At 62.7% G+C, this 13,141-nt stretch carries 11 protein-coding genes; 5 read left to right on the top strand and 6 right to left on the bottom strand.

The features are described 5' to 3' along the window. Positions 1–13 precede the first annotated feature (13 nt). On the top strand, positions 14–865 hold the full coding sequence (locus DVK01_RS09005) for an NAD(+)/NADH kinase (RefSeq protein WP_101349334.1): 852 nt from the start codon (positions 14–16) through the stop codon (positions 863–865). Here the strand turns inward: DVK01_RS09005 and DVK01_RS09000 are convergent. Next, on the bottom strand, positions 862–1,149 hold the full coding sequence (locus tag DVK01_RS09000; RefSeq protein ID WP_053966276.1) for a hypothetical protein: 288 nt from the start codon (positions 1,147–1,149) through the stop codon (positions 862–864). The genes DVK01_RS09005 and DVK01_RS09000 overlap by 4 nt on opposite strands. Positions 1,150–1,225: 76 nt before the next feature. After that, complete coding sequence (locus tag DVK01_RS08995; RefSeq protein WP_101349333.1) at positions 1,226–1,834, bottom strand: hypothetical protein; 609 nt, start codon at positions 1,832–1,834, stop codon at positions 1,226–1,228. Between the two features lie 94 nt (positions 1,835–1,928). On the opposite strand from DVK01_RS08995, the gene DVK01_RS08990 reads away from it, so the two are divergent. Further along, positions 1,929–2,501, top strand: a complete 573-nt coding sequence (locus DVK01_RS08990; RefSeq protein WP_121536401.1) for a response regulator — start codon at positions 1,929–1,931, stop codon at positions 2,499–2,501. Here DVK01_RS08990 and DVK01_RS08985 read toward each other — a convergent pair. After that, the gene (locus tag DVK01_RS08985; protein ID WP_121536399.1) at positions 2,498–3,118 is read right to left on the bottom strand and encodes a TetR/AcrR family transcriptional regulator; all 621 of its coding nucleotides are present in this window, start codon (positions 3,116–3,118) and stop codon (positions 2,498–2,500) included. The genes DVK01_RS08990 and DVK01_RS08985 overlap by 4 nt on opposite strands. 204 nt (positions 3,119–3,322) lie before the next feature. Between DVK01_RS08985 and DVK01_RS08980 the strand changes: the two genes are divergently transcribed. The 3 genes from DVK01_RS08980 (at position 3,323) to DVK01_RS08970 (ending at position 9,262) form a co-directional block, all read left to right on the top strand. Next, positions 3,323–5,248, top strand: coding sequence for a COG1361 S-layer family protein (locus DVK01_RS08980; RefSeq protein ID WP_121536397.1), 1,926 nt, complete (start codon positions 3,323–3,325; stop codon positions 5,246–5,248). Between the two features lie 3 nt (positions 5,249–5,251). Beyond that, positions 5,252–7,768: an RND family transporter gene (locus DVK01_RS08975; protein WP_121511155.1), complete on the top strand. Its 2,517-nt coding sequence runs from the start codon at positions 5,252–5,254 to the stop codon at positions 7,766–7,768. A gap of 93 nt (positions 7,769–7,861) precedes the next feature. Next, positions 7,862–9,262, top strand: a complete 1,401-nt coding sequence (locus DVK01_RS08970; protein ID WP_101349328.1) for an NAD(P)/FAD-dependent oxidoreductase — start codon at positions 7,862–7,864, stop codon at positions 9,260–9,262. Here DVK01_RS08970 and DVK01_RS08965 read toward each other — a convergent pair. The 3 genes from DVK01_RS08965 to DVK01_RS08955 form a co-directional block, all read right to left on the bottom strand. Then, positions 9,257–11,182 (bottom strand): ATP-binding protein, encoded by a 1,926-nt coding sequence (locus tag DVK01_RS08965; RefSeq protein ID WP_121536395.1) that lies wholly within the window; start codon positions 11,180–11,182, stop codon positions 9,257–9,259. The two genes, DVK01_RS08970 and DVK01_RS08965, sit on opposite strands and share 6 nt — an antisense overlap. Before the next feature lie 85 nt (positions 11,183–11,267). Next, the gene (locus DVK01_RS08960; RefSeq protein ID WP_121536393.1) at positions 11,268–11,996 is read right to left on the bottom strand and encodes a 5-formyltetrahydrofolate cyclo-ligase; all 729 of its coding nucleotides are present in this window, start codon (positions 11,994–11,996) and stop codon (positions 11,268–11,270) included. A 4-nt stretch (positions 11,997–12,000) separates the two neighbouring features. Beyond that, the gene (locus DVK01_RS08955) at positions 12,001–13,095 is read right to left on the bottom strand and encodes a PGF-CTERM-anchored ABC transporter substrate-binding protein (protein WP_101349325.1); all 1,095 of its coding nucleotides are present in this window, start codon (positions 13,093–13,095) and stop codon (positions 12,001–12,003) included. Positions 13,096–13,141: the final 46 nt, after the last annotated feature.

The following is a 13,141-nucleotide window of genomic DNA, read 5'->3' as shown; positions in this document are numbered from 1 at the left end:
GGAACGTCCGGCAATGACTGTCGGGATCGTCGCGCAGCGGGACAACGACCGGGCCATGTCGCTTGCGAGTACACTGTGTGACCGACTGCGCGCCACGTCGGCGGCCGTCGTCGTGGACGAAACGACGGCCGGCGCGTTAGGCGACCACGACGCGTGGGAGGCTGCTGTGCCTGATTCGGCCCCAGTCGAGGAGATGTCCGCCTGTGACCTCGTCGTGAGCATCGGCGGCGACGGGACCTTCCTGTACGCGGCCCGTGGCGCGGGGTCGACACCGATACTGGGCGTCAATCTCGGTGAAGTCGGCTTTCTGAACGCTATCGCACCCGAAGAAGCCGTCGAGACGGTTGTCGCGGAGGTCGAACACATCCAGAAGACCGGCAGCGCCCGGACACGGGCCAAGCCGCGGCTCCAGGCCAGCGGCGACGAGTGGGAGCTCTCGCCGGCGCTGAACGAAGTCGTCGTCCAGGGCGAGCGCCGCGGCCACGGCGGCGGGGCCACGCTCGACGTGTACGTCGACGACTCGCTGTACACGTCCGGCCACGCCGACGGCGTGCTCGTGGCGACACCCACCGGCTCAACGGCGTATAACCTCAGCGAACGCGGCCCGCTCGTCCACCCCGACGTGGCCGGTCTCATCATCACGGGGATGGCAGACGAGATGGGGACGCCGCCGCTGGTCGTCGACGTTGACAGCGAAATCGCCATCGAACTCACGGACGCCGACAGCGGCGTCGTCGTCAGTGACGGGCGAGTGAGAAAAGACGTAGTGCCGCCGGAGCGAATTACAATCTCGCGTGCGGGCGAACCGGTCCGGCTTGCCGGACCCCCGCTTGACTTTTTCACCGCACTGGACAAGTTGGCCTAACGCCGACCGACGGCGTACAGCACCGGCGCGAGGACGAGCAACACCAGCCCGAACAGTTTGTACTGGAACGCCGACGCAAGGACGCTCCCACTGTTTGGTTCCATCGCCGACGCCGGCGTAATCACGAGCAGTGCGCCCAGCGCAATCGTGTGTAGCCCCAGCATCCGGAGCGACCGTTGCGGGAGAATTGCGACGAGCCCACCGACAAAGCCGAGTAGCAGGACATCACCGATGGTGTAGTTCAGCAGGAAACTATCGATGAGTTGCAGCGGTGACGCGAGCATTCCTATCCAGAATCTCGCCGGGATGGAATCTTTAAAGTTCCGTTACGCCGCCGACGTGCGGGCGGCGTTCGGCCGTTCAATCCCCCGCTGTCCCCAGCGGTGTAAGCAGGAGGTAGCCGCTGGATGGGGCACCAGCCGTCCGCAGTCGAAACTGCCTCGGTTCGTCGGGTGCCGTCGAGAGGGCGACGACATCAAGGTCAGCTGTGCTGACCGTCTCGGCGTCCACTTCATCGATACCAGCCACGAGCAGTGCTTCCGAAAGGGCTGTCCCGTTGAGCCGGTCGGACGGCACGTCGAACGCGGTCCCGAACGCGTCGTTTGCCGCACGCACGACCGGGCCGTGGCCTTCATCGGCGAAGTACAACACCGGGTCCGGATGCCCGTCGAAGAGGTCGACCGGCTGTGGCTCCGGTGTTTGCTTGGCATCTGCCGACACTGTCATCGTTTCGTCGGTCGTCTCGCCGGGCGAGTCAGTCACCAGAAGGTAGGAGACGCCGCCCAGTCCGCCGCCAAGCGCCAGACCGAGGCCGACAGTGACCTGTTTCGAGAGCCCGAGTGAGAACACTGACTGCACCACCAGCGCGACGGTGGCGAGCACGACCGCGCCTGCCCCTATCCAGCCGACCACGGCCGCGAGGCTGCCAAGACGGTGTCGACCGCCTGTGTCCGCCGACGACTTGCTCATCGGTTCAGCTTCAATGGGCCAGCAATTAACGCTTTTCGAGAGGCGGCTGCCGATAAAACATATACAGTTGCCAGCCCTAGAATGGTTTAATATTGTGTCCAGAACTACAGGTGGGCCGCCGCGAGTACTCGTCGTAGACGACGAACACGATGTCGCCGACACGCAGGCCCTGAAACTCGGCGAGCGATACGAGGCGACTGCCGTGTACAGTGGCCAGGCGGCGCTCGACGCTGCCGGCCCGAAGTTCGACGCTGTGTTGCTCGACCGACGAATGCCCGACGTACACGGTGACGAGGTGCTGTCACAGTTGCGCGGGCGAGGCTACGACGGCGTCATCATTATGCTGACCGCGGTCGATGCCGACCTGAACATTCTGGAGATGCCCTTCGACGACTACCTTCAGAAGCCGGTCGACCAGTCGACGCTCCTGTCGACGCTCGACCAACATCTCGACAGGCCCCGAGAAGACGACAGGCTCGACGAGTACTTCCGGATTTCGTCGAAGCTCTCCGTGCTGGAACGTGAAAAGTCCGCGTCACAACTGGAATCGAGCACCGAGTACACGGAGCTGAAAGAGCGTGCCAGAGAACTGGAGTGGGTGCTGCAAGCCGAGAACGATGATTTCGAGGAGTTGAAAGAGACGTACCAGTCTATCAGCCGAAGCTAAGCGCCGAGAAGCAGCGTCTCTTCGATGTACTCGTCGATAGTGTCCCGAATCTCGGCGACAGGGTTGTCGTTGCGTGTCGCGCTCTGAAGAATCACGCCGTCGAGTATCGTGATCATAAACCGCGAAACCGTCTCGGGATCGACATCGGCGAAAACCCCCTGTTCGATGCCGTCCTCGATGATCTGTACGAGTTGCCGGGTGAACAGTTCGTCCGTCTCAGTGAACTTTTCGCGGAAGTCCGGATTCTGGACGGCCTGGGCGCGCATCTCGACGTACGAACCGAGCACGGCGTTCTTTTCCGGCGTTTCGACGCAGTCGGGAAAATCATCGAGAACGAGACTGACAAACGTCTTGATGTCCTGTTCGGGGTCGCCGGTCGATTCGATCTGAAAGATGCGGTTAAATTCCGTGAGGATGAACTCCTGAAACGACAACAGGAGGTCCTCCTTGCCATCGAAGTGGTGATAGAACGTCGATTTACTGAGGTCGGCCTCGTCCGCGATTCGCTGTATCGAAAGTCCGGCATACCCGTATTCCCGGAGGGCGCGGAACGTGGCTCGCATTATCGCCTCGTGCGAGTCCGCCGGCTCCCCGGCAAACGGAATTCCATCACTCATCCCGACCGAATATTCGTTCGGGCTGTAAATATCTTCCCACTGTTACTGAACCACAACGTTGATAGGCGACCGAACGTTCGTTCGATGTACACGGTTCGGGCGGGAGTCTGCACAGACGTATGTGGGTACATATCCCGACTACCCAGACATGACGTCCGCTCCGGACAGAAACAACGACAAGAAATGTCCGAAGTGTCCCTACGCATGAAACCACGAACATTACTGACGCTGGCTGTTGTCGCATTGCTCATGGCGTCCGGAACGGCGATCGGCGCCGTGACCGGGAGTCCCGACTTCGACGCAACGTTCGTCGATAACACCGTTACGCCCGGTGAAGAAACAACACTCGACGTTGTGCTCGTCAACAGCGGGACGGTCGACTCCGGTCCGACATCACAGGCCGTTCGGAGCAGCGAAGTAACGACCGCTCGCGGGACCACAGTCAAAGTCAACGACGGAGACGCCCCGATTACGGTGACAACGAGCAAGCAAGCCGTCGGGTCCGTCCCGGAAGGGAAGACACAGCCCATTTCATTCGACATCAGCGTCGATGACGACGCAAGTCCCGGCGACTACACCGTCCCTGTCATCGTCGAATACGAGTACACGAGCTATATCTCCGAAAACGACGGGGCACGAGACGAAGAGACAACGACGAAACGGATCGAACTCGAACTCGAAATCGACGACGACGCGGCTTTCGACGTGGTGGACGTCGACTCCGGCGCGCGCGTCGACTCGGTCGGGACGGTCGCGGTCACCGTCGAGAACACTGGTGACGAACCGGCCCGGGAAGCCTCGGTAACGCTGGAATCGACGAACCCTGAACTCACAGTCGGTAGCGACACCAGTAGCTCCCGGTTCATCGACACCTGGGAGGCTGGTGAACAGCGGACGCTCCGGTACCGCGTCGGTGCGAGCGGTGACGCCAGAGCCGAACCGTACCAGTTCGACCTTCAGGTCGACTTCGACGACACGGACGGGGTACGAAAGAGTACGTCCGCCTCCTCGCTCGGTATTACGCCTGCCCGCGAGCAGACGTTCAGCGTCCGGGGCGTCGACAGTGACGTCGCCGTCGGGGATTCGGGGACCTACAACGTCACGCTCCACAACGACGGGCCAGTGGCTGTCAGAGATGCCACGGTCTCCCTGCGCTCACAGAGCAGCGAAATCGCCTTCGGCGAGTCCGACTCCGCCGAGCAGTACATCGGGACGTGGGAACCCGGAGAGACTCGCACCGTCAGCGTTGACGCGTCCGCCAGCGAGGATGCGTCCGTCAGAGGCTATGCGATCTCAGCCACGGTCGGCTACAAGGATCCGGAGGGCGACAGCGGCGCTGACGACGATATCGCACTCGGAATCCGGCCAGAGCCCGAACAGTCCTTCGAGTTAGGGGACGTTGAATCGACACTTCAGGCGGGCGACGACGGGACCATCGAGGCGTCACTCACCAATACTGGCGACCGAACGGTTCGGAACGTCGTCCTAAACTGGGCCAGCGACAACGACAACATCTCGCCAAAGGAGACCCAGTACGCGGTCGGCGATCTCGGACCGGGCGAGTCGGCGACCGTCTCGTTCGACGCCGAAGTGTCGGACAACGCGAACGCCGGCCCGCGGCAGTTCGACTTCGTCGCCAACTACCGTAACAGCGAGGGCGACAGCCGCGAGAGCGATACGCTCGAAGTCCGGCAGAGCGTCGGCGGCAGCGCCGACGAGTTCATCGTCGAGACGACGAACGCGTCTGTCGACGTCGGCGGGTCGAACACGCTCGAAGTGACGATCACCAACGACGCGGGCGAGCGGCTAACCGACATCGAAGCGAAGCTGTTCACTGAAGACCCCATCTCAGTGTCGGATGACCAGGCGTACGTCGAGAGCCTCGACCAGGGCGAGTCAGCGACCATCGAGTTCGGTATCAGCGCGAGCGGTGCCGCGATGACGAAGAACTATCCCGTCTCGCTCGACTTCCAGTACGAGGAGCCGGACGGAGATACGCCGGTGTCCGACACGTACCGACTGCCCGTCTCTGTGACCAACTCCGGCGGTGGCAGTTCGCCACTGACCGCGATTATCGGCGTCGCGCTCGTGGCCGCCCTGGCCATCGGCGGCTACTTCAGATTCCGCTAACGCATGGATTACCAGCGCTACATCGACTGGGCGGACGACCGCATCGTCCACGATTCACGGAAGGTGGTGCTCCTCTTCCTGGTCGTGACGGTGGTCTTCAGCGCCGGCCTCGGAAGCGTCTCGACCAACTCCGGGACGTCACAGTTTACGACCGGGCTTCCGGCCGAAGAGGCACTGCAGGAGGTCAACGACAAGTTCTCGCCGGCCTTCTCTCCGGATACAGGGAGCACGCAGTTGATCCAGCGGGAGAACAACGTGCTCGCGAAGCCGGCGCTGCTACGGATGCTCAGGTCACAGCATCGGTTGGAAGAGCACGGAGCGCTCCGTGTCACGTCGACCTCAAGCGCCGCTACCATCGTCGCCCAGCAGCTAGATCCGGAGGCGAAGACGACCGAACAGCAGATCTATGCTGTCGAAGCCGCGACACCGGGAGAAATCGACGCTGCCGTCGGGCGCGCGGCCGAGCGGAACTCCCGGTTCAAATCGCTACTGAGCAAGGATTTCAACCGCAAATCCGCCTCAGCGTCGGCGACGATCGGCGTCGTCACGCACGAGGTTCCGGCCGGAATCTCGTCCGGGTCAGGCCAGGGCGGATCGAGTCCGCTGACGAGCATCCAGAAACAGGCCGGATTCACTGTCTCCAGCGCTGACAACGGTGGCATCACCCTGTTCGGGAGCGGCATCATCGCTGACGAGTTCTCGAACGTCGTCAGTGATTCGCTCATCCTGACCGTGCCCGCAGCGGTGCTGTTCATCCTCTTTTTCCTGACGATTGCCTACCGCGACCTCGCAGACATGGCGCTTGGCCTTATCGCGCTGTTTATGGCCGTCGTCTGGACGTTCGGCTTCATGGGACTTGCCGGTATCCCCTTCTCGCAGATGCTCATCGCCGTGCCGCCGCTGTTGCTGGCGGTCGGTATCGACTTCGGAATTCACGCCGTCAACCGGTATCGGGAGGAGCGCGAAACCGGAGCGTCTATCCAGAAGTCGATGCGAATCACGACTGACCAGTTGCTCGTCGCCTTCTTCATTGTGACGGGGACGACAGTCATCGGGTTCGCCGCGAATCTCACCAGTGCACTGCCGCCGATTCAGGACTTCGGCTACGTGGCCTCTGTCGGTATCACGTTTACCTTCCTCATCTTCGGGGTGTTCCTACCCGCCGCAAAGGTAGAATTGGATCGGCTCCGTCAGCGCTTCCCCATTCCGACGTTCAGTGAGACGCCGCTGGGCGCGGAAGACTCAGCACTCAGCGACGTGTTGCGCGGCGGTGTCGTCATCGCGAATCGCGCCCCGATCGTCTTCCTCGTGCTAATCCTGATATCCACGGTCGGTGCCAGCTACTACGCCACCGGCGTCTCGACCTCGTTCAGTCAGGAGGACTTCCTGCCGCCCGAGGAGAATCCAGACTTCGTCGAATCCCTGCCGGAACCGTTCGCTCCGAGCGAATACACCGTAACGGAGGTGACGAACTTCCTCGATGACCGGTTCGATACGACCCAGTCCAGTCAGGCGACGGTGTACGTAGAGGGGCCAATGCGGAACGATGCGGCGCTTGAGCAGATGTATCGGGCGGGTGACAACCCGCCGGATTCGTTCGTCCGAGAGGACGGGCGCGCTGAGTCGACGTCTATCGTCACGGTCATTCAAGACCGAGCAGCAGAGGACCCCGAATTCCGCCGGATGGTCGAGCGTAACGACCAGAACGACAACGGAGTCCCAGACGATAACCTCGAGGAGATATACGAGTATCTGCTCGACTCGTCGGACCGGAGTACGGCGTTAGAGTACATCACCGAGGACTACCGGAGCGCGCGCGTCGTCTACACGGTTGAATCGGACGCGACCGACGCCGAGGTGACCGCCGATACGCGAACCGTTGCCGAGGACTTCCGGTACGAGGCGACGGCGACCGGCTCAATCATCGTGTTCCAGGCCGTCTCGGACCTTATTCTGGAGTCAGCCATACAGTCACTGGCGATTGCGCTTGCCGGGTCGTCGGTGTTCCTCATTCTCATCTACAATATGCTGGAAGGGCGGCCGTCGCTTGGTCTCGTGAACATCATTCCTGTCGTCGTCACGGTGGCGTGGCTCGGCGGCACGATGCGGGTGCTTAGCATCCCGTTCAACGCGCTCACAGCGACAATGCTGGCGATAACCATCGGGCTGGGGGTCGACTACTCTGTCCACGTCACCCACCGGTTCGCCGACGAGTTCGAGGAAAACGACCTCGAAACGGCGCTAGACCGGACTGTTCGCGGGACCGGCGGGGCGCTGTTCGGGAGTATGCTCACCACGACGTTCGGCATCGGTGTGCTCGGGCTGGCTGTGTTCCCCGCAATCGGCCAGTTCGGCATCCTGACGGCGTTGTCGATCGGGTACGCGTTCCTTGCTTCCCTACTGGTGATCCCCTCCGCGCTCGTCGTCTGGGACCGGGTGTTCAACGCTGACTGGTCGGTCGGTGGCATACTCGGGTTCGGGCGGTCGCGGCCACCCGCACCCGTCGAAGGCGACGACTGACCGGGTCAGTAGGACAGACGACCACACGTCGGTCGTGTCTGGGCGAAACACGCCACTGAAGCCTTTATTTGATGCCGTCGCTCTAGCACTCGTATGACTCACGTCGTTATCATCGGCGCGTATGGGAGTGCCGGGGCCGCAGTCGCCGGCGACCTTGTCGAGGAGGAGGACATCGAACTCACGCTCGTCGACAACGGCGAGCCCGGCGGTGGCCTCTGTATCCTTCGTGGCTGTATGCCGTCCAAGGAAGTGCTCTCCGCAGGTGCACACCGCTTCCAGGCGCGCCACGACGACCGTCTCGTCGGCGACGTGCCCGAAGTCGATCTGGAAGCCGTCGTCGAACGGAAGGACGACCACGTCCTCGGCTGGGCGGGACACCGCCGGGATTCTATCCACGAAATGGCCGAGCGCGACGACGTGACGTTCATCCACGACACTGCCACGTTCGTCGACGAGCATACGGTCCGGGCCGGAGGCGAGGAACACGAAGCCGACTACGTCGTCATCGCGACCGGCTCCAGCGTGAACATCCCAGACACACCCGGAATCAACGAGGTCGACTTCATGACGAGCGACCAGGTGCTCGATGCCACTGAGTTCCCCGACTCTGGCATCGTGATGGGCTTTGGGTACATCGGGATGGAGATGGTGCCGTACCTCGCCGAGGCCGGTGGGATGGAACTCACAGTTATCGAGCACGACGACCGGCCCATCGACGAGGGCGACCCGGAGTTCGGCGACGAGGCGCTCGACATCTACGAGGACAACTGGGACGTGACCGTTCCGACGAACTGCTACGAGAAGGAACTGGAGGAGACAGAAGACGGCGGCGTCCGCCTCACCGTCGAGTACGACGACGGCGGCGAGGAAACGTTCGAGGCCGACCAGCTGTTCCTGTTCACCGGCCGTCGCCCGACCGTCGAGGGCTTGGGGTTAGAGAACACGTCCATCTCAGTGGAGGGCGACTGGGCGAAAGACACGATGCAGACCCGCGACGCCGACCACATCTACGCCGTCGGCGACGTCAACGGCAAGGAGCCGATTCTCCACGTCGCCAAGGAGCAGGGCTTCACCGCCGCCGAGAACATCGTCCGGCAAGAGTCCGGTGGCTCGCTCGAAGACTACCGGAATGTCCACCACCACGTTATCTTCTCCGGGCTCGGCGTCTATCCGTTCGCTCGCGTCGGCCACAACGAGGAGACTGCGAAAGAAGCGGGCTACGACATCGTCACGGCGACGCGACAGGCCAGCGACGACGGCGTGTTCAAATCGAAAGACGTGCCCGAGGGCCTTGCGAAACTCGTCGTCGACGCGGAGGACGGAACAGTACTCGGCTGGCAAGGGATGCACTACCACGCGGACAGCTTCGCCAAGACGTTCCAGACCATTGTCGAGCTCGGCCTTGACGTGCGTGACCTGCCGGACCGGGCCTACCATCCGACGCTCCCGGAGAACGTCGACGGACTCATTCGGGACTGCGTCGACCAGTTATAGGCGGTCGACCTGAACCCCGGTCACGTCGAATCGCACCCCGCCGCCATCGCTTTCTGCGACAGTTATTCGCCCACCGTGTGCGTCGACGATTTCGGAGACAATAGCCAGCCCGAAGCCGGTCCCGTCGTCGCTCGTTGTGTAGCCGCGCTCGAACACCTGCTCACGCTCGTCCTCGGGAATCCCGGGGCCGTCGTCCGCCACGTAGAACCCCCGCCCACCCGAGAGCGTCCCGACGCGAACAGTCACGGGGTCGTCGCTGTGCTCCACACTGTTTCGGAAGAGGTTCTCGAACAGCTGCTGGAGGCGCGTCTGGTCGCCCGTGATTTCCGCGTCCGTCTCAATTCGTTCGAGCGTCGCGTCCGAGCTTTCGACAGTGTCCCAAGCGGCGGTGATGATATCGTCTAACGACGTTTCGTTCGCGTCGATGACCTTGTGGCCGCCGCGAGCGAGCGCGAGCACGTCGTCGATGAGTTCGTCCATCCGTTCGAGTGACCGGTGGAGCGACTCGATGTGCTCCGGATTCCCGTCGTATTCTTCCTCAACAAGCGTGAGCCGGCCGAACGCCACGCTAAGCGGGTTCCGGAGGTCGTGGCTGACGACGCTGGCGAAGTCCTCCAGACGGTTCCGCTCGCGGGTGAGTTCCTGCTCGCGGCGTTCGCGCTCTTGCTCGTAGCTGACCCAGTTCCCCATCAACTCGACGAGTGTGACTTCCCACTCAGAGAATGAGTCACGGGGGTCCGTACCGTAGAAGCAGAACGTCCCGAACACTGACCCGTCGACGATAACAGGAGTTCCAAGGTAACAAGAGATGCCCATCTCCGTGTAGCCAGCCCTTTCGGCCAGATCTGGCCGGTCTTCAGCGATATCGGCCAGCACCAGCGTCTGCTCCTCGATGACGGCCCGCTCGCAGTTCGTTGCCTCCAGCGGGACCGTATCGCCCGCTTCGGTAGTGCCCGTCCGGTCGGTTACGATTTCGAAGACGTATCTGTCACCGTCGATACGCGAGAGTGCGGCCGTCTCCGTTCCGAGGACGTGTTGGCCGATTTCGAGCAAGCGCTTGACCTTCGCCTCGAAATCCATGTCTTTGCGCGAGATGACGGCATAGATTTCTCTGAGCGTTCGCTCTCTCCCTCTGAGCTTCTCCTCGTGTTTCTGGCGCTCCGTGATGTCACGGAAATACACCGAGATGCCTGTCGACGACGGGTACACGGACACCTCAAACCACGTCTGTAGCGGCTCGAAGTACGCCTCGAAGGATGTCGGCTCCTGGTTCGACATCGCCTCCCGATACCGCTTGCTGAACTCCGTCCCCTCTAGGGACGGAATCACCTCCCAGATGTTGCGCCCCAGCAGGTCCGTCGTCGCTCCGTCCCCCTTCATCGCACGCTCGATGATGCGCCGACCACGCTCGTTGGCGTACGTGAACTCCCAGTTCTCGTCAACAGCGAAGAACGCGTCGGTCATCCGGTCGAGGATGTCCGACTCCTCCCGGGAGCGAGCAACGGCAGCGGTGATCCGCTGTCGAAGCAGTTCCGTCTGTTCCGAGAGGGGCGTCTTCGTCACGTAGTCCGTGACACCGGCCGAAATGGCCTCGCTGGCCACGCTCTCGTCTCCGTCATCAGTAAACAGCAGAAACGGGAGGTCAAACGACCGGTCCCGAACAGCGCCCAGCAGTTCGATCCCGTTCCGGGCCGGCAATCGATACTCGCTGACAACACAGTCGTAGGACGCGTCTTCGAGGGCACTGAGGGCGTCTGTTGCCGTCTCACACACCGTCACAGTGAATTCGTCGGCGGTATCAGTCAGCGTCTCTTTGACCGCTGTGATATCGTCACAGTCCTCGTCGACATAGAGGACACGGACCTGTCCAGCAGTTCCATCGGCCCCGTGACGGTTCGGCGTGGCCACGGGTGTATCCATACGTCTTTCAGGGAATGTGGGGATAAAGTTGTACCGCCGGTAAGCTTTCATTACCAGGGTCGTACCCGGGACAGCGGCTGTGAAGTCAGTCAGAACGGCGCGAGGAAAGTACCGGAATCTCGTCGATTCGGTCCGCGGAAAGCGCGTCCCAATCGACGCCCGTCGGCGTCGTGTGCGTAGTGGCTGTCTCGACAGTCCGGTCCGGCGTCACGACCCAGTTCATCGGCACGTCGTGGTCGTCGACGGGAACAGTAGTGTCGACGACGCCCTCCGGACCGCCCACAATCTGGAGTTCGTGGACCGTCGTCACGACCGGCGTCGTCTCGTCGACCAGTCCCAGTTCCCGGAGGACAGCGTATTCGAGGTCACTGTACCCCTCGCCCTTGCCGATTCGTGCGCCGTCTTCGGTGACCGCGACCGACCCCGACACGACGAGGTCGACGCCTCCGACCGCCTCGGGACCGACCTGTCGCGCGTGGTCCGCAACATTCGAGATGGCCGGCGCGGCCTCGATATCATCGAGGTCGTCGGGGTCGAGTTCGTAGAAACACCGCTCGTCCCGAAGCCGGGGTACAGCCATATACACCGTCTTTCCGGCCCGCAACGCCGCCCGTCGGGCCGGAAGCTGTGGCGAGTCCGGGTTCGCCTTGACCGTCTCGGCGGCGTCCCAGACTGCGGTCTCTGTCAGGCGCAGTGCGGCCTCACTCGCGCCCTCAAAGTTCGGAATCCGGTCGTGGGGCGGGAACGGGAACCGGGCGACGCCCCGTTCTTCCAGCGCGTCCCAGACTGTCTCACGGATGCGTTGTTTGTCCATGCCGCTATGGCCTCCGCCGTGAGAGCGTGCTGACGAGGGCAAGTACTGCGAGAAGCGCCCCGACGGCGGTGAATCCGGGACCGCTGGCGTCGGTCGTGGGCTGGTCAGTGTTCGGCGTGTGGTCCGCGGGCGTGGGCTCGCTCGTCTGGGTCGCGGCCGGCGTCACAGCCGACCGGGGAACGTAGCTGTCGGCGTCGTAGCGGTCCGGATAGAGCTGTGCGGTAGCGTTGTGGGCGAACGAGACCACACTCCGTGGCGCAGGCTGGTTGATATTCCGTACCCGGACGGAGACCGTCGTGTTGGTCTCGCCCGCGGTCGTGCTGGCGTATGGTTCCGTCTGCGCGATGGTCGCCGTGTTCTCGGTGACGAATAGAACATCCGGGTCAAGCTTGAGGATGACCTCGTCGTTGAGCTGTGGGTATTGCGTGTGGTTGCGCGCGGCGACGTTCTCCGCGCCGGCGAGTTCGATGAGCGACGTGACGAAGGTGTTACCCGCCGCCACGTACCCTCCGCCTAGCGGGTACAGCGCCGTCGGTCGGTCAGCAACGCCCGTGGTGACCTGCCGAACGGCGTCGACGTTCGCGTCCATCCAGGCGTTCGCTTCGGTCGCGCCCTCGCAGTTGCCGGTCAGTCGACCGATGGTCGTTGTCTTTGCCCGTATGTCCTCGATAGTCGTCGCGGCGGGGAGGTGATACACGGTGAGGCCAGCCTGCCGGAGCGGGGCCACGTCACCGGCGCTGGCGTTCGGTGCAATCACCAGGTCCGGGTTCGTACTGACGACACGCTCGACGTTGACACCGAAGCTTGCGGAGACGTTCGTTCGGCTCTCAGCGCCGTCCAGATAGCTCGCATACTGAGTGAGCCCGACCACCTGGGAGCGGCCGCCGATCTCCCACATCGTCTGGGCGGCCGAGGGATTGGTCGTCGTCACCCGCTCCGGACGCTCCTCGATCGTGACCTCAGTCCCGGTCGCGTCGGTCACCGTGACCGGGAACGAGCAGCCGTCCGCCTGCGTGTCAGCTGCTGCTGACGCCGGAGTGATACCCGCGAAGGAGCCGATGAGCACGACAAAGACATAGACGAGAGCACGTCGTCGCATACCCTATGCGGGTGTCAGGAGCAATAAATACTTATCTACTGCAAGT

It is taken from the genome of Haloarcula sp. Atlit-120R (assembly GCF_003665885.1).
Lineage (GTDB): Archaea > Halobacteriota > Halobacteria > Halobacteriales > Haloarculaceae > Haloarcula > Haloarcula taiwanensis.
The sequence above is the reverse complement of the archived record's forward strand: the minus strand, read 5'-3'. Positions and strand labels throughout refer to the sequence as shown.

Excerpts from the sequence above, each read along its gene's own strand:
- DVK01_RS08955 (WP_101349325.1), bottom strand. The coding sequence starts at position 13,095 with ATGCGACGACGTGCTCTCGTCTATGTCTTTGTCGTGCTCATCGGCTCC.
- DVK01_RS08970 (WP_101349328.1), top strand. The coding sequence starts at position 7,862 with ATGACTCACGTCGTTATCATCGGCGCGTATGGGAGTGCCGGGGCCGCA.
- DVK01_RS09000 (WP_053966276.1), bottom strand. The coding sequence starts at position 1,149 with ATGCTCGCGTCACCGCTGCAACTCATCGATAGTTTCCTGCTGAACTAC.
- DVK01_RS08975 (WP_121511155.1), top strand. The coding sequence starts at position 5,252 with ATGGATTACCAGCGCTACATCGACTGGGCGGACGACCGCATCGTCCAC.
- DVK01_RS08960 (WP_121536393.1), bottom strand. The coding sequence starts at position 11,996 with ATGGACAAACAACGCATCCGTGAGACAGTCTGGGACGCGCTGGAAGAA.
- DVK01_RS09005 (WP_101349334.1), top strand. The coding sequence starts at position 14 with ATGACTGTCGGGATCGTCGCGCAGCGGGACAACGACCGGGCCATGTCG.
- DVK01_RS08985 (WP_121536399.1), bottom strand. The coding sequence starts at position 3,118 with ATGAGTGATGGAATTCCGTTTGCCGGGGAGCCGGCGGACTCGCACGAG.
- DVK01_RS08980 (WP_121536397.1), top strand. The coding sequence starts at position 3,323 with ATGAAACCACGAACATTACTGACGCTGGCTGTTGTCGCATTGCTCATG.
- DVK01_RS08965 (WP_121536395.1), bottom strand. The coding sequence starts at position 11,182 with ATGGATACACCCGTGGCCACGCCGAACCGTCACGGGGCCGATGGAACT.
- DVK01_RS08995 (WP_101349333.1), bottom strand. The coding sequence starts at position 1,834 with ATGAGCAAGTCGTCGGCGGACACAGGCGGTCGACACCGTCTTGGCAGC.